This is a genomic window from Allomuricauda sp. MMSF_3307, assembly GCF_030733585.1.
Taxonomy (GTDB): domain Bacteria; phylum Bacteroidota; class Bacteroidia; order Flavobacteriales; family Flavobacteriaceae; genus Flagellimonas.
The window spans coordinates 86,273-109,216 of record NZ_JASHIQ010000001.1 but is presented as its reverse complement, the minus strand read 5'-3'; the positions used below and the strand labels follow the sequence as shown (position 1 = coordinate 109,216).

Here is a 22,944-nt window from a genome sequence, read left to right as displayed (position 1 = left end):
TCTAACCAATACCAATTCGATATGTCAGAAGTATCCAAACCAGTAGAAGAACAACAAATGTTTGGACATCCCAAAGGGTTGTTCTACCTCTTTTTTGCCGAGCTATGGGAACGTTTCAGTTTTTATGGAATGCGGGCGTTGCTTACGCTTTATATGGTAGAGGTCATATTTGCGGCCTTGATGGAACGCGACTATGCCACCGCGGCGGTGTACTCTTCCTACGGTTCTTTGGTGTATGCTTCCACGGTAATCGGCGGACGCATTTCCGATAGCATATTGGGCATGCGCCGTTCCATATTTTTGGGCGGAATATTGATGTCCTTGGGGCACTTTGTCTTGGCCATTGAAAATAACATCACCTTTTTCCTTGCCCTTTCCCTAATTATTGCCGGGAATGGATTCTTCAAACCCAATATATCGACTTTCGTAGGTTCCCTCTACAAAGATGGTGACCCCAAAAAAGACTCCGGTTTTACCATTTTTTATATGGGAATCAATATCGGGGGATGGGTAGCACCTTTGCTTTGCGGATATTTGGCTGCTAAATATGGTTGGCATTACGGATTTGGCCTGGCAGGAATTGGAATGCTTACAGGTCTTATTGTTTTTTGGAGCGGAATCAAAAACAATGTGTTCGGCGATAAAGGTCTCCCTCCGGAGAACGGAAACATCGATAAAAAGGTATTTGGACTCAAACAAGGCGTCCTTGTTCCCGTATTGGCCTTTGCATCGGTGCCGGTAATTGCCTATTTATTGTCCGCTTATAAAGCTCTGGGTGCTGAAGGAACTTTTTTTGACGACCAAAACATTGTCAACGTAATCTTCAAATTGATTGGATTTTCTATTTTGGTGTACTTGGGCTACATCATGTACAAGGCTACTTTGGAAGAACGTAAAAAACTCTTCGTAGCGGTTTTGATTACCTTTTTTATGACCATTTTCTGGGGTTTTCATGAACTATCCGGTAGTGTGATTACCCTTTTTGCAGCACGAAATGTGGATTTGGAGGGCATCATGTCGGCCTCTCAGACCAACTCCTTAAATTCCATGTGGATTATTATTTTGGCCATTCCAATTTCGTTAATGTGGCAATGGTTGTCCAAAAAGAAACTCAATCCAAGGACGCCCTATAAGTTTGGAATGGGACTTTTGTTTGCCGGTATCAGTTTCTACGCCTTGGCGATAAGTGGCGCCAGTGCGAACGAAAATGGTTTCGTTCCGTTTACGTATCTACTGTTGATGTACTTCTTGTTATCCGTTGGGGAATTGTTCATGTCTCCCGTAGGATTGTCGAAAATCACTGATTTATCTCCCAAACGCATCGTTGCCTTTATGATGGGAGTTTGGTTCCTGTCCTCCGCATTTGCCTTTCAGGTGGTGGGCTTTATTGGAAAGCAATTGGCCATAGAAAGTACGGATGCCGATATCAGTGGGTTTAGTACCCTAAACATTTACACCGACGGATTTATGCTCATCGCTGAATATTCTATAGGAGCAGGACTTTTGGTCATCTTGGCTTCGCCATTGATCAAAAAGTTGATGGGCAACGTCCATTAAACTCTTTAAAACTTAAACGCATAAAATCCCTTTTCACCTGTGTAGTGAAAGGGGGTTTCTTTTTGGGCACAAGTGGATTTCCACTTTGCGACCAAGCTAGGGTAGTTGCTGCCATCCGCCAGCACGGTTTTGGGTTGTAGGGAATCCAGCAATCGCTCCAAATGCAGTTTTGGTGATTGCGTCAACAAGAGGTAATCGGGATGCTTTTCCAAAGGAAACAACGCTGTGCTATCCACAATCACCAATTTTTTTTCACCCAAAATGTAGCTGTTTTTGAGTTTGGATGTGTCCAAGGTTCGGATGCGTTCAGCCACAGCATAATCGTTGGCAATGTTTCCTATGTTTGTAGGATTTGAAGTGAGAATGGAAAGCGAATCTCCCAACTGATGCAATACCAACGAGTTTCGGGAGCGGTGGGCGAGTATGACCGTCTCCTTTCGCTGTACTTGAAGGTTGTTCCAGATGCCCCAACTTTGAAACAGGATAATTCCACCAAACAGAATTAAAGCTAATTTTTTGATGGGTTTGGACAGAAATACCACTGCCGAAATTATGATGACATATCCCAAAAGCAGCTGTACCGAATCAAAAGGGATGTCCTTAATAATAAAACCTTCTTGCTGCGCTACCCATTCTACAATAGCATTCATGATGTGGATTACCCAGTTAAAAGCATTGACCAAAAATTGGGGCAATGCGTTCAAGAGTGCCAAAGCAATAACCAGAATGCCAAAGCCCAAAATCAACCCCAAAAAAGGAATAATGAGCAGGTTGGAAATAAAAAATAAGGCCGGAAACTGATGAAAGTAGTACAAACTAATGGGCAAGACACCCAATTGGGCCGCAATGCTCACCGATAGCAATTGCCACGTTTTCCGGACAATAAGGTTTTCGGGAAACCAGAAGCGTTGCAGTTTCGGATAGATCCAAACGATGGCAAATACCGCAGCATAACTCATCTGAAACCCCACTTGAAACAAGAACAAGGGCTTTATCAACAAAATGAAGAGCATGGAGAGCGCAATAATATTGAAGGAACTCGTGGGACGGTTGAGGTAGAGGGCATAAGCTACGAACGAAAACATGGTTACGGCCCGGACGATGGAAGGAGAAAGTCCTGCCACAAAAGCATACGCCCAAAGCAATAGCACCACCAATACCAACTTCAAGGTTTTACCTTTAGGTAAACGCTCCAATGGAACCAATAAAAACTCCAAAATGAAAAGGATAATCCCCACATGAAGTCCGCTCACGGCCAATATATGGACTGCGCCTGCATTCTTATAATTATTGTAGGTATCCTCAGAAATATCATCGCGTTTGCCCAATAATAGGGCTTGAATGACTGCCATTTCGTCCGCCCCAAAGGCTTTCCTTTTGAGTTTGGAGATGATGTGTTCCCGAAAACGGGAGGCGTGTCCAAACAAGGTGCTCGAGTTTTTTTCCGTTTTAAGGATGGACGGATAGTTGGTTCTGATTTGATGCTGGATGCCCTGTTTTTGTAGATAACTTCGATAATCAAACTGGTAAGGGTTCAACGGTAGTCGAATATTTTCAAGCGATGCATGAACTAGCAATTCATCATCAATCTCTAGCGGATGCAAAAGGGAATCTGGTGTTAGACTCAATAGTAATTTTCCAGAGGCCCTTTTCTTGTCTGCAGAAATAACTTCGGCTACATAGCGATGGGAATAGGCATTGGGTTTTAAAGCTTCTTCCACTTTAAGGTGCCAAACCTTTGGGTGTTCCACATCTAACTGGCCATAAAAATTGGGCATACCCTTGTTGGTGGACATGCCCACGACAAAGACGCCCAACGCAACTGCGATAATGGCAACAAGTGACTCAACATACGGGAAGCCTGAGCTGGATTGTTTTTTGCTGGTCCAGTATAGCAGAGGCAGCAATACAACCGTCGCAATCAAAGGCAAAAGCGGAGTCACTTCCGCATAAAAGCCGATACTGATGCCCAAAATAACCCACACAGTGAGCTTTATGGACACAAAATTAAGCTGACGCACTTTACAAGATGCGCATGGCCTTTACAAAAGCGCTGTTCCAGTATCCTTCCCGTAATGAGGATACCAGCACGCCTCGTGAGGTTGTGGCGTGAATAAATTTAATGTCCCTGCCATCAACATCAACTACCAATCCAACATGGTTGATGCGTTTTCCGGTTTTGCTGGTCTTAAAAAAGAGCAAATCGCCCTTTTCAACATTGCCGACCCCAATTTTTTGTCCCTCCAGGGCCATCTGGTAGGAGGTGCGTGGGAACATAATGTCGTTTTCCTTTAAGGAAACATAGACCAAACCAGAGCAATCCATACCTCGTTTGGTGGTTCCCCCATACTTGTACCGGGTTCCAGAATAGGACATCGCCGTAGAAATAATGGCTTCTGCCTTTGCATTTTTTCGCCCCTCCTTTTTGCGTGTGCGTTCAGGGGAAGTGTCTCGTGTGGACCCCTCTACCGTTACGGTTCGGGTCTTGCTGTAGGTACGTCGTTTTTTGCCGGGACCACAGGCCATAAGGGCAAAAAACAATAGTAAGATTATGGTTTTACGTAACATCCAAGAATAGATTTACTTTCTTGGATGATAAAACTACACATTTTTCACAATTAATCGAGCAGCTAGTTCACTGGCCCCTTTTCCGCCCAGTTTTTCCTTGAGTTCGACGTAGTCGGATAGTATTCGCTCGCGCTCTGGACCATCCACAATCTTGGTAAGCTCTGCTTTGAGCTGTTTGGAGGTCAAATCATTTTGAATGAGTTCCTTCACCACTTCTCGTTTCATGATCAGGTTGACCAGCGAAATATAATCCAAGGTAATAATGCGCTTGGCAATTTGGTACGAAATCCAGTTGCCCTTGTAGCAGACCACTTGTGGTACTCCAAAAAGGGCGGTTTCCAAGGTTGCCGTTCCACTTGTGACCATGGCGGCGTGGGAGTGTTTGAGCAGGGTGTAGGTTTTGTTGGAAACGTATTCCACTTTGTCACCTTTCAAAAAAGGAGTGTAAAAATCATCTGGGAGACTTGGCGCGCCCGCAATCACAAACTGGTACTCCGGAAAGTCCTTTTTTACGGATAGCATGACCTCTAACATTTTTTGCACCTCCTGTTTTCTACTTCCTGGCAATAGGGCAATAATGGGCTTTTTAGGGTCTAAACCGTTCTCCTTTCTGAAGGTTTCGTTGTCTTGCAAGGGAGTGTTCTCGATGGCATCAATGAGGGGATGGCCCACAAACTGAACAGGATAGCCGTGTTTTTTTTCATAAAAATCTTTTTCAAAGGGAAGGATAACGTACATCTGGTCGATATCCCGTTTGATTTTGGAAATCCGTCCTTCTCGGGACGCCCAAATTTGGGGTGAGATGTAGTAATTGGTCTTAAACCCGTTGGCTTTTGCCCATTTGGCAATCCTAAGGTTGAACCCCGAGAAGTCGATAAAAATCACCACATCTGGATGGAACTTTTGGATATCCTCCTTACAATAGGCAATGTTCTTAAAAATTGTTGGGATGTTAAGGATGACCTCCAAGAATCCCATAAAGGCCATATCCTTGTAATGCTTGGCCAAATCGCCCCCGGCCTGCTGCATCAAATCACCGCCCCAACAACGGATTTCTGCAGCGCTATCCTCTTTTTTGAGTGCCTTGATCAAATTGGACCCGTGCAGGTCGCCCGATGCTTCGCCAGCGATGATGTAATATTTCATGGGTAAGTGTCCAAGTTCAAAATTCAACCATCAATTTCAAAACCAAAGGTTTAAGCCATTACTTTGTAGGCCAAAATAACCAGTGCAGTGACCAAGGTGGCCAGCATAACGCCTTTGGCGCGTTGGTCCCGTTTGATGCGCAAAAAACCAAAGAAGGCTACCAAATTCAAAATGGCGCCCAATGCCAGTAAACTGCCAATATGACCTTGCTCCACGGCAGCATTAAAGGTGGTGGTAATCCCCAAATCGGAAAAAAGGAGTATGTACAGCAAAGTACCAAAGGTATTGGCTATGATTCCTACAATAAATCCTATGATGATTTCTTTTCTATTGTTCATTTAAGTTCCAGTTGTTTATTTGTGGTATGGCGTGATGCGCGGTCAGGTCGAATTGGGTGGGTACTACGGAAATAAAACCGTTGGCCAAGGCCCATTCGTCAGTATCCTCTCCCTTGTCCAAAAGCTCAAATTCACCCGTGAGCCAGTAGTAATCCTTTCCGGACGGACTGGTGCGTTTGTCGAACTCCTCCTTCCAATTGCCTCTAGCCTGTCTGCAGATACGAATTCCCTTTGGTTCTTTTTCCGTTTTTGGAATGTTTACGTTCAATACGGTCCCTTTGGGAATACCATGGGTCAGTGCCTCCAACACAATTTTTTTGATAGCGCCCAGTGCAGGCTCAAAATTCGCGTCCCAAGAATAATCGCAGAGGGAGAAGCCGATGGCAGGAATCCCTTCGATACCCGCTTCGATGGCCGCACTCATAGTGCCCGAATAAATTACGTTAATGGATGAATTGGAACCATGGTTGATGCCGCTTACGCAAATATCAGGCTTTCGGTCCAAAATCACGCGAAGCGCCAATTTTACACAATCGGCTGGAGTTCCACTGCAACTATATTCGCTTGGGGCACCTTCCTTATGGTCCACGACCACCTTTTTGGAGAAGAGGGTGCTGTCCACCGTAATGGCGTGTCCCATGCCGCTTTGTGGACTGTCCGGAGCCACCACCACCACTTCACCGATCTCTTTCATGGTGCGTATGAGCGCCCTTAGGCCGGGAGCTGTAATTCCATCATCATTGGTGACCAAAATAAGCGGTTTTTCCATCTCGGATAATTTAAGCTATAAAAATACGTTTTTCATAAGGATATGAAGGCCTGGGCGTTTAACAAAAAATTAAATCCGCCTGAAAGGACTGGCACGGTTTTTTCTGTATCTTAGGGAATTCATACAAGTAGAAACGAAGGAAGATACAATGAAGATTTGACAGTATGAGGTCAGATTGTTTCGTTCCGGAAAAATCAGATTATGAAAAAGAACTTTATTTTGGCACTTTTGGTTATTCTTGTCGCAGTCGCCTCCTGCAGCTTTACCAACAAGTCTTTTGATAACGATGACAAGGATAAATTTTTATTGGAATTGATTTCCTACGTATTGGAAAGGGGCCATTATGAGCCCAAAGAGGTGAACGACACCTTTAGTTCCAATGTTTTTGATGACTTTATAGAGGTCATCGACCCCACCAAGCGCTATTTCTTGGAAAGCGATATCAGGGAATTTGAAAAATACCGTTTCATGATCGATGACGAGATCAGGAATACGGATATCGAGTTTTTCAACGCCGTCTATCAGCGGTTGATGGTCCGTATGGATGAGGCCAAGGAAATCTATAAAGAAGTCCTCGCCCAACCATTCGATTACAGTATCGATGAAACCATCGAGATCGATTACGATAAGCAAGAGTTTGCAACGAGCAAAAAAGAACTCAAAGAACGTTGGAGGAAACAATTGAAATACAATACCCTCAACGTATTTGATGATAAAATCGATAACCGAATTGCCGATGCCAACGCCGATGGCAGTCTTAATGCCGATGCAGTGATGGCTTTTAACGAGATTCCCAGTTCCATAGATAAGGCTGCAATTGAGGAGGAGGCTAGGGAGGTCACCAAAAATACCTTGGATGAATTTTTCGACTTTGTGGACGATTTGGAACGAAAAGATTGGTTCGTGCAATACTTGAATACCATTGTAGAGGAATTTGACCCACATACTTTTTATTTTGCGCCTGAGGAAAAGGAGCGTTTTGATATTGGAATGTCCGGAAAATTTGAAGGAATCGGGGCACGATTGCAAAAGAAACCCGAAGGGGCCAAAATCGTTGAAATTATTTCTGGCGGTCCCGTTTGGAGAGACCAATCCTTGGAGGTTGGAGATCAAATCCTAAAAGTGGGACAAGATGGCGAAGAGCCTATCAATATTGTGGGAATGCGTTTGGAAGATGCCATTAAATTGATCAAGGGCCCAGAAGGTACCGTGGTTGATCTTACCGTTAGGAAAGTGGACGGGACGATTGAAACCGTTTCCATTACCCGCGATGTAGTGGAATTGGAGGAATCTTATGCAAAATCCGCGACCATTGACGCCGGCAACGAAAAATTTGGATTGATCAATCTCCCAAAATTCTATGTTGATTTTGAGGATTATTCCGAAAGAAATGCAGCGACCGATGTGGCGAAGGAATTGGAACGACTCAAAGAGGCCGGTGCCGAAGGAATCATTCTCGATCTTCGTGACAATGGAGGAGGATCTCTGAAGACTGTGGTAGAAATGGCAGGATTGTTCATTAAGGATGGCCCTATCGTTCAAGTACGTTCTTCGGGTCAGCGAAAAGAAGTCCATGAAGACAAGGATGAGCGTATCCAGTGGGATGGTCCCTTGGTCATCTTGGTGAACGAATTGTCTGCCTCTGCCTCCGAGATATTGGCAGCTGCCATGCAAGATTATAAACGAGCGGTCATCATAGGGAGCAAACAAACCTTTGGTAAGGGAACCGTTCAAAACGTGATTCCTTTGGATGGTATTGTTCGAGGAAACGAACACGGTGATTTGGGAGCCATCAAACTGACGACCCAGAAGTTTTACCGAATCAATGGAGGCTCCACACAGTTGGAAGGTGTAAAAAGTGATATTGTAGTTCCAGACAGATATAGCTATATCGATTTGGGCGAGCGCGATCAGCAAAATCCGTTGGGTTGGGATAAAATCACACCAGCCGACTATGAGGTTTGGGACGGTTACATTGATTTTGACGATGCTGTAAAAAAGAGCAAGGACCGTATGGCCACCAACGAACAAATTAAGCTTATCGAAGAAAATGCCAGATGGGTGAAAGAGCAACAGGATGAAAACCTGATTTCCTTGAGATACGACGATTACATCTCAAAGGAGCAAGAAGCCAAAAAACGGGCAGAAAAGTTTAAGAGCCTGAGGGATTACGATTCCAAGTTATCGTTCAGTTCCTTGCAGTACGAAAAGGAATTGTTCACACAAGATTCAGTGCTTCGTGAGAAAAGGAACAGATGGCACCAAGATTTGGCTCGGGATATTTATGTGGAAGAGGCAGTGAATGTGCTTAGGGATCTTCATCAAAACAATATCAAAAAGAAGGAGAGCGAACTGGCCAGTGTCAATAAAGGATAAACTGAACACATCATACGAATGTAAGCCAACTCATTTTGAGTTGGCTTTTTTATTTATTTTCGCCCCAACTCAAGGGATTTAGGCATCAAATGAGAAAAAGAACGATTTATACCCTGCTCATGTTGGTTTGTATTGTGGGTTTTTGGCTATTCGAAAACTTTTATACTCCGGCTACGTATTCGGATCCAAGCACATCCAAGGCGAATGTGGCTGCTTCCGGGTTTTTACCGAGTTCCACAACGGGTGAAATCGTAGAGCATTCGTATTATACATTGTCCTATAGTGAACCGCACGAACAAGCCGAATGGGTGGCTTATACCCTCAAACAAGAGCATTTGACCTACGACGATAGGGAACGTCCTTATTTTATAGAAGACCCCAAAGTAAGTACAAAGTCGGCCGACTGGCGCAATTATCGAGGTTCTGGATATGATCGTGGACATTTGTGTCCCGCAGGAGATCGCCGCTTTTCGGAACAGGCCTACAATGAAACTTTTTATACCAGTAACATAAGCCCGCAGGACAGGGATTTTAATGCAGGTATTTGGAACCGATTGGAACAGAAGGTTCGCTATTGGTGCAAGAAATATGGTGATTTGATGGTGATTACGGGGGGAGTGCTGGAAAATGACCTTCTGGAGATAGGCGATGAAGATGTGGATGTGCCCAAATCCTATTACAAAATTGTGATGCGCGGTAAAGCCAAAGATGCCAGAGCTTTGGGTTTTTTGATGCCGGCCAAGGAAAGTCAGCAACCCTTGGAGCAGTTTTTGGTACCTATCGATGAGATCGAAAAAAGAACGGGCATCGATTTTTTTGAAAAGCAGTCGCAGGACTGGCAGTCCAACATAGAGTCCGAAGTGAAGGTTAGGGGTTGGAAGTTCTAGATACCGTCCTTCAATCGGTTGGAGTCCAGTTTTAGGAAAACGAACAACAACATCGTAAAGAAAATGAGTCCAGAACCGCCATAGCTAAAAAATGGCAAAGGCACGCCAATGGTAGGCAATAATCCAATGACCATTCCAATGTTGATAAAATAGTGGAACACCAAAATGGAAATCACTCCATAGCCATACATGCGGCTAAAATCACTTTTTTGCCGCTCCGCAATATAAATCAACCGTAAAAAGAACAACGAGAACAATAGGATAACGGTTGAGGTGCCCAGAAAACCCCATTCTTCTCCTACGGAGCTGAAAATATAGTCGGTGTGCTGCTCGGGTACAAAATCGCCCTTGGTTCGGGTACCTTCCAAAAATCCTTTTCCGGTAAAGCCGCCAGATTCAATGGCTTTTTCGGATTGATAGGTATTGTAGCCGATTGTTTTTCGGATTTCATCCAGTTTTTCCTCATCCTTTTCCAAACTCAACCAAAGGGCGAAGCGGTCGCGGTGACGCTGTTCAAACACATTTTCAAATACGAAATTTACAGATAGCGAAAAGAGGATAGCAACTACAATGACTCCCAAGACTGGCAATATGGGAATCTTTACGGAAGCCTTTTTGAAGGTGTAGACAAGCAGTGTCAAAATCACCAGTCCAATGGCGACCCAAACAGTACCAAACATTAGGGTGGTTGCAAATAAAACTACGGCGAAAATGAGGATACCCAAATAATAAATGGGGAATCCTTCCCTAAAAAGGACAAAAAACAGGGAAAAATAGATGAGGGAACTCCCCGGGTCGGGCTGGGGAAGTATCAGCACAGCTGGCAATAGAATAATGACCAAAGCATATATCTGGTGTCTTCCGGTGCGGATGTCAGTTTGGATGTCGCTCAAAAATTTGGCCAGTGCCAGCGACGTTCCAACTTTGGCCAACTCGGAGGGTTGGAGATTGAAAAAACCCAAATCATACCAAGAAGTTGCCCCTGCAATGGTTTTACCAAAGACGAAGAGACCCAGCAACAACACGATGGACACAATGTAAAAAATGGATGCAAATCGTTCAAAGAATTGTGACTCCACAAAAAGGACAAATAAAATACCCAAGGCTGCCAGTCCGATAAAAAAGAGCTGTTTTCCATAGAGGGTGGAAAAATTGAAAAGAGAGGTGTCCGCTTCCCCTACGGAAGTAGAGTAGATATTGAGCCACCCGATAAATACCAAGAGGGCGTAGAGTATGACGGAAACCCAATCCAACCTTCCGAAAGGTCCTCTACCAGACATATTCGTTGATTTCAAAGGGTTCGCCGCTGTAAGGCTTGGCATACTCGTGCTCCAAGGTTTTTTCCAGCATTCGTTTTTCCAGATCTTTTCTGGTGATTTCCCCTTTGATATACTTTTCAATCAATAGGGAAGCGATATGTCCAGCATAACGTGCACCATAATATCCATTTTCAATGTAAACCGCTAAAGCAATCTGTGGGTTCTCCACCGGGGCAAAGGCTACGAAAACGGAGTGGTCCGTTAGCTGCATACGTTCACCATCCACGCGTATGTAATTCTCAACCGTACCCGTCTTTCCGGCAATATCGATCCCTGGAATTTTGAGCCATCTGGCAGTACCGTAATTGTAAACGTTGGCCATGCCCTCGATTACAGGGTCAAAATGTTTTCGGTCGATGGTTGTGTAGCGGGGTTCGGTATATTCTGGGTTAATGTCACCTTTATTACCTATACTTTTGATAACATGTGGTGTGTAGAAATAACCACGGTTGGCAATGGCAGCCGTCATATTGGCCAATTGTAAGGGTGTGGCAGCGATTTCGCCTTGGCCAATGGAATTGGAAATAATAGTGGAAGCAGCCCATCGGCCATTCCCATACCATTTATCATAATAGGCCACATCAGGAATTCTACCAGGGGCTCCGGTGGGAAGGTCGGTGCCCAAGAAATCGCCCAAACCAAAGCTTTTCATATGCTTTTCCCAAACGGACATTCCTTCGTCCGTGGTATTATATTTGTCAAAAATCTTCCTAAAAACCCCGGCAAAATAGGCATTACAGGATTGGTAGATGCCAGAATTCAAGTCGCGGACACCACCTCCGCAATGACAGCCTCGAAGTGTGTTGCCCACATAAAACCCATGATAACATCTAAAATTCGTATCCTCGTCAATGACGCCTTCTTGTAGGCCGATAAGTGCATTCAAGGTCTTAAAAGGAGAGCCAGGCGAGGGCTGGGCCAAAATGGAACGGTCCCAAGTGGGTTTGGCAATGGTATCGTAATGGAGCTTGCTATAATTTTTGGAGCGTTCCCTGCCCACCAAAAGTGCGGGGTCGTAGGTTGGACCTGAAATCATGGCCAAGATTTCTCCGGATTTGGGCTCAATGGCCACAATACCGCCGCGTTTACCGTGCATGAGCTTCTCCCCATATTCCTGCAAGGTCTTGTCCAAGGTGATATGGATTTCCTTGCCTTGTTGCGGCAGTGTATCCAATTTCCCATCTTTATAAGGTCCAATATCCCGATTAAAGCGGTCTTTTTGGATGTGTTTCACACCTTTTTGTCCCCTAAGGATTTCCTCGTATTGTTGTTCAATACCTGTTCGCCCTTTTAACTCTCCCGCAACATAGTAAGGGTTGTTCTTAAGGTCCCACTCGTTAACCTCACTGATATACCCCAAAACATTGGCGGCACTTTTGGTGTTGTAATAGCGCAACGACCTTTTTTGGATATAAAAACCGGTAAAATGGCGCATTTTTTCCTGAAGCTTGGCGTAATCCTCCTTGGAAAGTTGGGGTACCAAAACCGATGGGAGCCGAGGTGAGTACCTCCTAGCTTTTTCCATTTTGGAAAGAAACTCAGGTTTGTCAATGCCCAGCAGACTACAGAATTCAAGTGTGTCCAATGGTTTTACCTCCCGTGGGATGACCATCACATCATAAGCCGGTTGATTGCCCACCAAAAGTTTGCCGTTCCTATCGTAAATGTAGCCGCGTTCGGGATAGTCATATACTTTTTTGATGGCCGGATCGTCCAGTATTTGGTCCGGCGAAAAACGGAACAATTGCAAATAGGAAAGCCTACCGATAAAGGTAAATCCTATGAGCACAATAATGGAGGATAGCAATAATTTTTTCATGACCAATCTAAATTCTTGGGCGTCAATATATACCCAACGATAAAAACTACGTTTTTATTCGCTCTTTGGACTAAAAAGTGAACTGAATAATACACAAAGTATTAAAGTTACCATGCCCGTGGCAAGAACTTTTTTCAAAATTAATAGGATATGGGCGATACTTAAAATTTCAAACGAAAAGAATATCAAATGATGCAGTATCACCAATAACGCCAAAAAGGTGACCCGTTGTACCTTGGTCGTATTTTTAAAACTGAAACTCTGGAAATCATAGTTTACTCCAAAACAAAAGCGCATGATCGAAGGTCGGGCATAGGCAATGGTTACGGAAGCCAGTGCATTTAGCGCCAAGGTATCCGAAAAAATATCGATGACTAGCCCCAACAAAAAAGCACTCAGCATAAAAATGGCCCTATTTCCTTTGATGGGATACCAATAAAAGAAGATTACGTACACAAAGGGATTGATGAACCCTAAAAAGTTCAGGTTGTTAAAAATGAGCACCTGTGTGATGACCAGCAGCACAAAACGTAAGATATTTATGATTAGGGTGCTGCTCATTCTATAGTCCTTGATTCCAGTTCTTCGATTTCTTCCCTATCCTTATTCTCGATGAGATATACATTTTTGATGTTGGCCATATCGGAAAACAGTTCAACATCGATGTTATAAAAGCTTTGGGAAGCGTTCAAGTCGTATTTTTTGATGGTTCCAATGGGTACATTTTCCGGAAAAATGCTGGACATTCCCCCTGTAACAATGGTGTCGCCTACGACCACCGGAACCAATCGGGGAATATCGATAAGTTGGACCACCCTGTAATTTTTCGCATCCCAAATTAAGGAACCGAAGTATTCTGTACCCTTAATTTTTGCGTTGATATTGGATTTGGTGTTGAGCACGCTTTGCACGGTGGCAAAGTTGGTCGAAACGTTTTCCACGATACCTAAAATACCATCTGTGGTGATTACCCCCATATCCTGATGAACGCCGTCTTTTTCTCCTTTGTCAATGGTCACATAATTACGAGGGGATGTAAAACTGTTCTTGATGAGCTTGGCGTTGAGCACTTGGTATACGGCCAAAGTGGAATCCAAGGGAGCTACACTGTCATCTTGGGCATTGAACAGCATTTTTCGCAGGCGTTGGTTTTCCTCAACCAATCTTTTGTTTTCCTTTTTTAAATTGAAATAGGAAGAAACATCGGCCCCGGCGCCATAAATACTTCCGGACACCCATCGGGAAGAATTAAAGAACTTGGATTGATGGTAGGAGTGCGATCGGATGGTCATCACCAAGGCGATAAACGCAAAAAATACATATAGGAATGTATTTCGGTAGCGTAAAACAAAATTGATGATGCGTTGCATGCAATCGTATCGTTAAGAAGGTTTTTCAACTCCTTGAAGGTAATAGAACCGTAAGGAATACGGCACTATTTTATCAAAATACTTTTATAGCGTTCCAAGTTTTTGAGCGCAATCCCTGTACCGCGAACAACAGCTCTCAATGGATCTTCGGCAATGTAAACAGGTAGGTCGGTTTTTTGTGAAAGCCTTCTGTCCAATCCGCGGAGCATAGAACCACCACCTGCCAGATAGATACCTGTATTGTAGATGTCGGCCGCAAGTTCGGGCGGGGTTTGGGAAAGCGTTTCCATAACCGCGTCTTCCACACGCAAAATACTTTTATCCAGGGCCTTGGCAATTTCCCGATACGAAACCTGAACCTGTTTGGGTTTTCCTGTCAAAAGATCGCGACCTTGAATGGACTTGTCCTCTGGTGGGGATTTTAAATCTTCCGTGGCGGAACCAATTTCTATTTTGATGGCCTCGGCCGTACTTTCGCCCACATACAGGTTATGCTGCGTACGCATGTAGTAAATGATATCGTTGGTGAAAACGTCACCCGCAATTTTTACGGATTTGTCACAAACGATACCCCCAAGCGCAATCACCGCAATTTCGGTAGTACCACCACCTATGTCCACGATCATGTTCCCTTTGGGCTGCATAATGTCCAGACCGATACCAATGGCCGCTGCCATGGGCTCGTGGATCAAATAGACTTCTTTACCGTTAACGCGCTCAGCAGACTCACGTACCGCTCGCATTTCCACCTCCGTAATGCCGGAAGGAATACAAATGACCATTCGCAGAGCGGGAGGGAACCATTTTTTCTTGAGTGCCGGAATGTTCTTGATGAACATACTGATCATTTTTTCCGAGGCATCAAAGTCAGCGATTACCCCATCCTTCAACGGTCGTATGGTCTTGATGTTTTCATGGGTCTTCCCCTGCATCATATTAGCTTCGCGGCCTACCGCGATTATTTTACCTGATACGCGGTCCCTTGCCACAATGGAGGGACTGTCAACCACCACCTTGTCCAAGTGGATGATCAGGGTATTTGCAGTACCAAGGTCAATGGCTATTTCCTCGGTCATGAAATCAAAAAATCCCATACAAATCGTCTGTTTTTCGGATTAACGGTAAAAATTATCGGCTAAAGTACTAAAATTAATGTTTAAAATGCCTAGTACCAGTCATCACCATGGATAATCCGTTTTCATTGCAATAATCAATGCTCAACTGGTCCTTGATGGAACCTCCGGGTTGGATGACACTTTTGATGCCTGCCTTGTCCGCAATTTCCACACAATCGGGGAACGGAAAGAAGGCATCACTGGCCATAACGGCACCTTCCAAATCAAAATCGAAGGACTTTGCTTTATGAATGGCCTGGTTCAAGGCATCCACACGTGAAGTCTGTCCGGTTCCACTGGCACAAAGCTGTTTGTTCTTTGCCAAAACAATGGTGTTGCTTTTGGTGTGCTTGCATAGTTTGGAAGCAAAAATCAAATCTTCTATCTCCTCAGAGGTCGGTTTTTTGTCCGTAACTGGATTCAAATCTTCTTTGGAGTCGGTTTTGGAATCTTTATCCTGAACCAATACACCGTTCAAACAGGTTCTTACCAATGTTTCGGGCAATTCAATATCATTTTGAATCAAAATAATCCTGTTCTTCTTGCCTTTCAAGATTTCTAAGGCCTCATCAGTATAACTTGGAGCGATGACCACTTCGCAGAACAGATTATGAATTTCTTCGGCAGTTGCTTTGTCGATTTCCACATTGGAAATCAGAATACCGCCAAAGGCAGAAACCGGGTCACCGGCCAAAGCATCCACATAGGCTTGTTTGATGGTGCTTCGAGTGGCCAATCCGCAAGCGTTGTTGTGTTTGAGGATGGCAAAAGTGGGGTCGTCGTTCTTGAATTCGCCCATCAAATTGACGGCAGCATCCACATCCAACAGGTTGTTGTAGGATAGCTCCTTTCCGTGCAGTTTGGTGAACATGGCATCAAAATCGCCAAAGAAGAACCCTTTTTGGTGCGGGTTTTCTCCGTAGCGCAACACCTTACCTTTGGTCTCACTAATTTTCAACACGGTTTCTTCTTTCTCTTTGTTGAAATAATTGAAGATGGCCGTATCGTAATGGGATGAAATATTGAAGGCCTTGGTGGCAAAACGTTTTCGGTCTTCCAAGGTCGTGCTACCGTTTCCTTCCGAAATTACGTTCAAAAAGTCTTCGTAATCTTCCATGGACGATACGCAGAGTACATCTTTGAAGTTTTTGGCAGCAGCTCTGATCAGGGAAATACCACCGATATCGATTTTTTCGATAATGTCCTGTTCCGAAGCGCCGCTGGCTACCGTTTTTTCAAAAGGATACAAATCGACAATCACAATGTCCAATTGTGGAATATCGAATTCCTTCATTTGGGACACGTCACTTTCATTGTCCTGCCTATTCAAAATGCCTCCAAAAACCTTAGGGTGCAATGTTTTTACACGCCCACCCAAAATGGAAGGGTAACTGGTCACGTCTTCTACGGGTACCACATCGATACCGAGGTCACGGATAAATTTTTCGGTACCCCCTGTGGAATAAAGGGTTACACCGAGTTCGTCCAGCTTTTTTACAATAGGTTCCAGTCCGTCTTTGTGGAAAACGGAAATCAACGCAGCGGAGGCTTTTTTGGCAGTACTCATTTCTATCTTAAAAATCAATTTCTTAAGCGTACAAAAGTACTTGTTTTAGTCCTAAAAAGCAGTACGGGTTATCAACAAATTCGGAGAAGTTTTACAGCATCTCCGCCACGTGTCGGTTGATGAATTCCAAAAAACGTTCATCCTCCTCCGTAAACGGATCAGGTGTATTGGAATCGATGTCGATTTGGCCCACATTCTCCCCGTTTACAAATAGCGGGACCACAATCTCCGCTTTTACGGTAATACTGCAAGCGATATAGTTGTCCTGGGCGGCCACATCCGGTACCACGAAGTTCTGGTTGCTCACAGCTACTTGACCGCAAATACCTTTTCCAAAGGGGATAATGGTATGGTCGGTAGGGGTTCCAGCGTAGGGCCCTAGCTTCAACTCTTCCTTGTCACCATTTTTAAAATAAAACCCTACCCAATCATAATGGTCAACGTTGTTACGCAAAAGTTCACAGATGTCGCCCAAACGGGTGTCCACGGCTTTGCTTTCGTCTTTAACGATATCAAGTATTTTGGGTTCCAATGATTTTAGCATGAAGTATTTTTTTGCAAATGTATTGAATCGTGGATTTGTACGACAAAATAAAGTAAGCTTACAGCTTTGAAACAGATAAAGTTCTGTTAAGCAAAACAATAAATGTTAATATTTTGTAGTTTTGTAATCGAATGAGACAGTTTTTCCATCAAATAGCATCCTTGCTCATGGCCCTTTTGCTGATGGCCTCCACAGTTTCGTGGACGGTGGACAAGCATATCTGTATGGGGCGAGTGATGGATATTTCCTTTTTTGCCCATGCCGATGACTGTGGAATGGACATGGATTTGGAAACATCCTGCTGCGATGATGAATCATTCACCATTCAAGGTCAAGATGACCTAAAGATATCTTTTGAGAACTTCGATTTGGACCAACAAGTTTTTTTAATAAGCTTCGTCCAAACCTATTTTCAACGTTTCGAAGTTGAGTTGGAAGAACCCAATTCGTTCATAGCGTACAACCCACCTCCATTACTACGGGATGTACAGGTTCTTGACCAGACTTTCCTTATTTGATTTAACATAGATTGAATTTTCCCGACCCTATTGGTTGGGCTGTTGCGTTTATACGCTTTTTTGTGTCGATCTAATGTTTAAATCAAAGCTTTATGCTGAACAAAAGCATCAAATTTTTAATAGAAAACAAATTGGTAGCCGTGTTGCTCCTGCTGGTTTTTATGGCTTGGGGTATCGTAAGCACTCCCTTTAACTGGGATACCGGGGGCATTTTACCCACCAATCCCGTGGCTGTGGATGCCATTCCCGATATTGGCGAGAACCAACAGATTGTATTTACCAAATGGCCCGGTCGCTCTCCTCAGGATATCGAGGATCAGATTACGTATCCGTTGACCACTTCCTTGTTGGGAATTCCAGGGGTTAAGACCATCCGTAGTTCTTCCATGTTCGGGTTTTCCAGCATCTATATCATTTTTGAAGAAGATGTAGAATTTTATTGGAGCCGTAGCCGTATTTTGGAAAAGCTCAATTCACTTCCCAATAACGTATTGCCCGATGGGGTAAATCCCGCCTTGGGACCAGATGCCACTGCATTGGGCCAGATTTTCTGGTATACTTTGGAAGGGCGCGATAAAGATGGCAATGTGACAGGAGGATGGGATTTGCAAGAACTCCGAAGCGTACAGGATTACTATGTAAAATATGCTCTTTCTTCTGCGTCAGGGGTATCTGAAGTGGCCTCTATTGGGGGATTTGTACAGGAATACCAAGTAGATGTAGATCCCGAACTGATGAAGCAGTACAATGTTGGTTTGGATCAGGTGGTCAAAGCTGTGAAGCAAAGCAACCGGGACATTGGTGCTCAGACCTTGGAAATCAATAAAGCAGAATATTTGGTGCGCGGACTGGGTTACATCAAATCGTTGGACGATATCAAAAATGCGGTTGTAACCGCTACGGACTACACCTCCATTCGTGTTCAAGATGTGGCCCGTGTGTCCTTAGGGCCAGCCGTGCGCCGTGGAATTTTGGACAAGGAAGGGGCCGAGGTAGTTGGTGGTGTTGTTGTGGCACGATACGGCGCCAACCCGTTGGAGGTCATCAATAACGTTAAGGAGCAAATAAATGAATTGAGTGCAGGTCTGCCATCCAAAGTATTAAAGGATGGAACCACCTCACAGTTGACCATAGTTCCTTTTTATGATAGGACCGAACTCATCCAAGAAACATTGGGAACCTTAAATGAAGCACTCACCCTAGAAATTCTGATTACCATTTTGGTGATTGTGGTCATGGTGTTCAATCTTAGGGCCTCTATCCTGATTTCCGGTCTGTTGCCCGTGGCCGTATTGATGGTGTTCATCTCCATGAAGCTATTTGGCGTAGATGCCAATATCGTAGCACTTTCTGGTATTGCCATTGCCATAGGGACCATGGTGGATGTTGGGGTGATTCTCTCCGAAAATATAATTCGGCACATGGATGAGAACGACAACAATTTATCTACAAACGAAGTAGTGTACAACGCCACCTCCGAGGTCTCCGGTGCCATTTTAACGGCGGTACTTACGACCATTATTAGTTTTATCCCCGTGTTTACCATGGTGGGGGCCGAAGGAAAATTGTTTCGTCCGTTGGCCTTTACGAAAACCATGGCCTTGACAGCATCCATAATCGTTGCCTTGTTTTTGATTCCACCTTTTGCCGCCATGATTTTTAGAAAGAAAAGCGCCAATCAGCTCTTCAAATACATCTGGAATGGAGTGTTGGTGGCCTTGGGAGTAGCAGCCATTGCTTTTGGTTATTGGGTAGGCTTGGCTTTAATGGCATTTGGGGTTGTAGGCATCCTCAAATTGAAAGCCATCTTTGATGAAAAACATGGAGGAATGCTTAATGTGGGTATTTGTGTTGCAACGATTATTTTCTTGTTGGCCGCATATTGGAGACCGTTGGGCTTTGATCGTAGCATTGGGATAAACCTACTTTTTGTGGGGTTGGTCTGTGGTGTGTTGCTCGGGGTGTTTTACCTATTTAGGCAATATTACAGTCGAATTTTGACATGGGCTTTGGAGCACAAACTATTGTTCCTTTCAATTCCTACCACCATTGTGGTATTCGGATTTTTGATCATGCGAAATACGGGCGAAGAATTTATGCCTTCCTTAAATGAAGGATCTTTCCTTTTGATGCCCACTTCGTTGCCCCATGCCGGAGTGGAAGAAAACAAGAGGGTGTTGCAGCAATTGGATATGGCCGTGGCTACCATTCCAGAAATTCAAACCGTGGTGGGAAAAGCAGGTAGAACGGAATCCGCTTTGGACCCCGCGCCGCTTTCCATGTACGAGAACATTATTCAATACAGGTCGGAGTATCAAAAAAATGAGGCGGGCAGTCCACAGCGTTTCAAGGTCAATTCCGATGGCTATTTTGAATTGAGCAACGGAAAAGTACTGGCCAATCCGAATTTGGAAGTAAGCAATGAGCAGAACTATGCCGAGAACCATGTAAGCGAGCCCCTACGAATTGATAGGAGTCTATTGATTCCAGATGATGATGGGGAGTATTTTCGAAATTGGCGTCCCGATATTGAGAAACCTGACGATATCTGGAACGAGATTGTAAAAGTGACCAAGTTGCCCGGGGTTACCTCGGCACCCAAGTTGCAGCCCATCGAAACACGGTTGGTCATGCTTCAAACTGGGATGCGTGCGCCTATGGGAATTAAAGTAAAAGGTCAGGATCTAAAGGAGATTGAAAACTTTGGACTTCAACTGGAACCTATTCTAAAAGAAGCTACTGGGGTTAAGGATGAAGCCGTTTTTGCTGACCGAATCGTGGGTAAACCCTATCTGCTCATTGATATTGATCGTGAAAAACTGGTCCGTTACGGTTTGGTTATCGAAGATGTCCAACAAATTTTAGAAGTAGCGCTCGGCGGGATGAGCTTGACCCAAACCGTGGAAGGGAGGGAACGTTACGGAGTTCGTGTACGCTACCCAAGGGAGCTTCGTGAAAACCCTACCGATATTGAGAACATTTATGTTCCTGTGCAAAAAGGAAGTCCTGTTCCCTTGAGTGAGTTGGTCACCATCCGCTACGAAAAAGGCCCTCAAGCCATTAAAAGTGAGGATACCTTTTTGGTGGGTTACGTGCTGTTTGATAAACTCGATGGTTATGCTGAGGTGGACGTGGTGGAAAACGCACAAGCCAAGATTCTTGAAAAGATAGAAAGCGGGGATTTGGTAGTGCCCAAGGGCATTAGCTATCAGTTCACCGGAACCTATGAAAACCAGTTACGGGCCGAAAAAACCTTATCCGTAGTGGTTCCATTGGCCCTCTTGATCATTTTCTTGATTCTGTATTTCCAGTTTAGGTCAGTGGCCACATCCTTGATGGTCTTTTCGGGGATAATGGTGGCTTTTGCAGGAGGTTTTTTAATGATTTGGTTCTACGGTCAGGATTGGTTTCTCAACTTTAGTTTTATGGGAGAAAACCTCAGGGACCTGTTCCAAATGCATACCATCAACCTCAGTGTGGCCGTCTGGGTTGGATTTATCGCCCTTTTTGGAATTGCTACGGATGATGGGGTGGTAATGGCTACTTATTTGACCCAAACTTTCGAAAAAAATCAACCTGAAAGCTTGAAAGGTATTCGAGCCTCTGTATTGGAAGCAGGCGAAAAAAGAATCAGACCCTGTTTGATGACCACTGCAACGACCATTTTGGCATTGTTACCGGTCTTGACCAGTACCGGAAGGGGAAGCGACATTATGATACCCATGGCCATTCCCAGTTTTGGAGGTATGCTGATTGCGCTGATCACGTTGTTTGTGGTGCCAGTGCTGTTCAGCTGGAAAAGGGAATGGCAACTTAAAATGCAAAACCGATGAGAAGAACAGTCATTTATATAGTATTTGCTTTAGCAACGATCGGCTTAAAAGGGCAGTCCTTGGAGGATTACCTTCAAGAAGCAGAGTTGAACAGTCTCATGATTCAGGCTTTGGAATTACGCTACAACATTGCCAAGGAAAAGGTGAATGAAGTCAACACCTTGCCCAACACAACCATTGGTGCCGGGTATTTTGTTAGCGAACCAGAGACTAGGACAGGCGCACAGCGAGCCAGATTTTCAGTTTCCCAGATGCTGCCCTGGTTCGGTACGATCACGGCCCGTGAAAACTATGCCAGTTCCATGGCGGATGCCGAGTATGCCGAAATTGTAATTGCCAAACGGAAGTTGTCCCTAGCTGTAGCACAATCTTACTATAAATTGTTTGGTATCAAAGCCAAACAAAAGGTGCTGGAGGAAAACATAAAATTGCTTAAAACCTACGAAACGTTGGCTCTTACCTCTGTGGAAGTGGGAAAGGCCTTGGCCGTGGATGTGTTGAAACTTCAAATACGCCAAAACGAATTGCAGCAACAGAAAGAAGTATTTGAACAATCCTATATCGCAGAGCAAGCCGTTTTTAATAATTTGTTGAACCGAGACGAAAGTATTGCTGTTGAGGTGGTGGATGAAATGGATATTCCGGAGGATGACCCAATCCTTGACAAGCAGGACTTGAGCTTAAATCCAGAATTGTTGAAATATGATCAGCTGTATGAATCAGTTGCACAATCCGAATTGCTCAACCAAAAGGAAAATGCCCCAAGTTTTGGAATCGGACTGGATTATATTCCCGTTTCGGAAAGGGAGAACATGGTTTTTAGCGATAACGGAAAGGATATTGTGATGCCGATGGTCACTTTCTCCATTCCCATTTTCAACAACAAATTCAGGTCCGTTACCAAGCAAAACGAGTTGCGTCAAAAGGAAATTGAACTTCAAAAAAAGGAGCGCTTGAATGTTTTGGAAAACACCTTCGCCAATGCCATTTCGCAGAGGAATCAGGCGCGTATCGCCCATCAAACCCAAGAAAAGAACCTAAAACAGGCCAAGGATGCCGAAGAAATCCTGATCAAGAACTATGAAACGGGAACCATCAACTTTAACGATGTGCTCGACATTCAGGAATTACAGCTAAAATTTCAAACCAATCAAATACAATCTGTGCAGTTATATTACCTGCAATCTGCCATCATCAATTATTTAATTAACAAGTAAA

At 44.2% G+C, this 22,944-nt stretch carries 18 protein-coding genes; 6 read left to right on the top strand and 12 right to left on the bottom strand.

Annotated elements, in window-relative coordinates:
- Nucleotides 1-21: 21 nt before the first annotated feature.
- The gene (locus RBB12_RS00435; RefSeq protein WP_306012355.1) at nucleotides 22-1,557 is read left to right on the top strand and encodes a peptide MFS transporter; all 1,536 of its coding nucleotides are present in this window, start codon (nucleotides 22-24) and stop codon (nucleotides 1,555-1,557) included.
- A 5-nt stretch (nucleotides 1,558-1,562) separates the two neighbouring features.
- Here the strand turns inward: RBB12_RS00435 and RBB12_RS00430 are convergent, their stop codons facing one another.
- Genes RBB12_RS00430 through surE form a run of 5 tightly spaced genes read right to left on the bottom strand, consistent with a single transcriptional unit; the run spans nucleotide 1,563 to nucleotide 6,378 of the window.
- A complete protein-coding gene (locus RBB12_RS00430) occupies nucleotides 1,563-3,560 on the bottom strand; it encodes a ComEC/Rec2 family competence protein (RefSeq protein WP_306012354.1) in 1,998 nt (665 codons plus the stop codon).
- A 19-nt stretch (nucleotides 3,561-3,579) separates the two neighbouring features.
- Nucleotides 3,580-4,125 carry a C40 family peptidase gene (locus RBB12_RS00425; RefSeq protein WP_179385715.1) on the bottom strand — a complete coding sequence of 182 codons (546 nt, stop codon included), beginning with the start codon at nucleotides 4,123-4,125 and terminating at the stop codon, nucleotides 3,580-3,582.
- Between the two features lie 33 nt (nucleotides 4,126-4,158).
- Nucleotides 4,159-5,271, bottom strand: a complete 1,113-nt coding sequence (gene lpxB / locus RBB12_RS00420) for a lipid-A-disaccharide synthase (protein ID WP_306012353.1) — start codon at nucleotides 5,269-5,271, stop codon at nucleotides 4,159-4,161.
- 50 nt (nucleotides 5,272-5,321) lie between these two features.
- Nucleotides 5,322-5,609: a hypothetical protein gene (locus RBB12_RS00415; RefSeq protein WP_293288902.1), complete on the bottom strand. Its 288-nt coding sequence runs from the start codon at nucleotides 5,607-5,609 to the stop codon at nucleotides 5,322-5,324.
- On the bottom strand, nucleotides 5,599-6,378 hold the full coding sequence (surE, locus tag RBB12_RS00410) for a 5'/3'-nucleotidase SurE (protein ID WP_306012352.1): 780 nt from the start codon (nucleotides 6,376-6,378) through the stop codon (nucleotides 5,599-5,601). The genes RBB12_RS00415 and surE overlap by 11 nt, the downstream gene beginning before the upstream one ends.
- A gap of 201 nt (nucleotides 6,379-6,579) precedes the next feature.
- Here surE and RBB12_RS00405 point away from each other — a divergent pair, with 201 nt between their 5' ends.
- Complete coding sequence (locus tag RBB12_RS00405) at nucleotides 6,580-8,754, top strand: carboxy terminal-processing peptidase (protein WP_293280383.1); 2,175 nt, start codon at nucleotides 6,580-6,582, stop codon at nucleotides 8,752-8,754.
- Between the two features lie 89 nt (nucleotides 8,755-8,843).
- A complete protein-coding gene (locus RBB12_RS00400; RefSeq protein WP_306012351.1) occupies nucleotides 8,844-9,641 on the top strand; it encodes a DNA/RNA non-specific endonuclease in 798 nt (265 codons plus the stop codon).
- On the opposite strand, the gene rodA is transcribed toward RBB12_RS00400, so the two are convergent.
- The 7 genes from rodA to RBB12_RS00365 form a co-directional block, all read right to left on the bottom strand.
- Entirely contained in the window at nucleotides 9,638-10,921 is a 1,284-nt protein-coding gene (gene rodA, locus RBB12_RS00395; RefSeq protein ID WP_306012350.1) for a rod shape-determining protein RodA, read from the bottom strand. The two genes, RBB12_RS00400 and rodA, sit on opposite strands and share 4 nt — an antisense overlap.
- On the bottom strand, nucleotides 10,911-12,779 hold the full coding sequence (locus RBB12_RS00390) for a peptidoglycan D,D-transpeptidase FtsI family protein (RefSeq protein ID WP_306012349.1): 1,869 nt from the start codon (nucleotides 12,777-12,779) through the stop codon (nucleotides 10,911-10,913). Before RBB12_RS00390 ends, rodA begins: the two co-directional genes overlap by 11 nt.
- 54 nt (nucleotides 12,780-12,833) lie before the next feature.
- Nucleotides 12,834-13,340 (bottom strand): rod shape-determining protein MreD, encoded by a 507-nt coding sequence (locus tag RBB12_RS00385; RefSeq protein ID WP_293280376.1) that lies wholly within the window; start codon nucleotides 13,338-13,340, stop codon nucleotides 12,834-12,836.
- Nucleotides 13,337-14,149, bottom strand: a complete 813-nt coding sequence (gene mreC / locus RBB12_RS00380) for a rod shape-determining protein MreC (protein WP_306012348.1) — start codon at nucleotides 14,147-14,149, stop codon at nucleotides 13,337-13,339. Before mreC ends, RBB12_RS00385 begins: the two co-directional genes overlap by 4 nt.
- A gap of 65 nt (nucleotides 14,150-14,214) precedes the next feature.
- Nucleotides 14,215-15,243 carry a rod shape-determining protein gene (locus tag RBB12_RS00375; protein ID WP_127138234.1) on the bottom strand — a complete coding sequence of 343 codons (1,029 nt, stop codon included), beginning with the start codon at nucleotides 15,241-15,243 and terminating at the stop codon, nucleotides 14,215-14,217.
- 55 nt (nucleotides 15,244-15,298) lie between these two features.
- Nucleotides 15,299-16,831 (bottom strand): bifunctional phosphoribosylaminoimidazolecarboxamide formyltransferase/IMP cyclohydrolase, encoded by a 1,533-nt coding sequence (gene purH, locus RBB12_RS00370; RefSeq protein WP_306012347.1) that lies wholly within the window; start codon nucleotides 16,829-16,831, stop codon nucleotides 15,299-15,301.
- A 91-nt stretch (nucleotides 16,832-16,922) separates the two neighbouring features.
- On the bottom strand, nucleotides 16,923-17,375 hold the full coding sequence (locus tag RBB12_RS00365) for a GAF domain-containing protein (protein WP_306012346.1): 453 nt from the start codon (nucleotides 17,373-17,375) through the stop codon (nucleotides 16,923-16,925).
- Between the two features lie 131 nt (nucleotides 17,376-17,506).
- Between RBB12_RS00365 and RBB12_RS00360 the strand changes: the two genes are divergently transcribed.
- The 3 genes from RBB12_RS00360 to RBB12_RS00350 all read left to right on the top strand — a co-directional run bounded on the left by RBB12_RS00360 (nucleotide 17,507) and on the right by RBB12_RS00350 (nucleotide 22,943).
- Complete coding sequence (locus RBB12_RS00360; RefSeq protein WP_306012345.1) at nucleotides 17,507-17,893, top strand: HYC_CC_PP family protein; 387 nt, start codon at nucleotides 17,507-17,509, stop codon at nucleotides 17,891-17,893.
- Between the two features lie 92 nt (nucleotides 17,894-17,985).
- Nucleotides 17,986-21,726 carry an efflux RND transporter permease subunit gene (locus RBB12_RS00355; RefSeq protein ID WP_306012344.1) on the top strand — a complete coding sequence of 1,247 codons (3,741 nt, stop codon included), beginning with the start codon at nucleotides 17,986-17,988 and terminating at the stop codon, nucleotides 21,724-21,726.
- A complete protein-coding gene (locus RBB12_RS00350) occupies nucleotides 21,723-22,943 on the top strand; it encodes a TolC family protein (protein WP_306012343.1) in 1,221 nt (406 codons plus the stop codon). Before RBB12_RS00355 ends, RBB12_RS00350 begins: the two co-directional genes overlap by 4 nt.
- Nucleotide 22,944 lies beyond the last annotated feature (1 nt).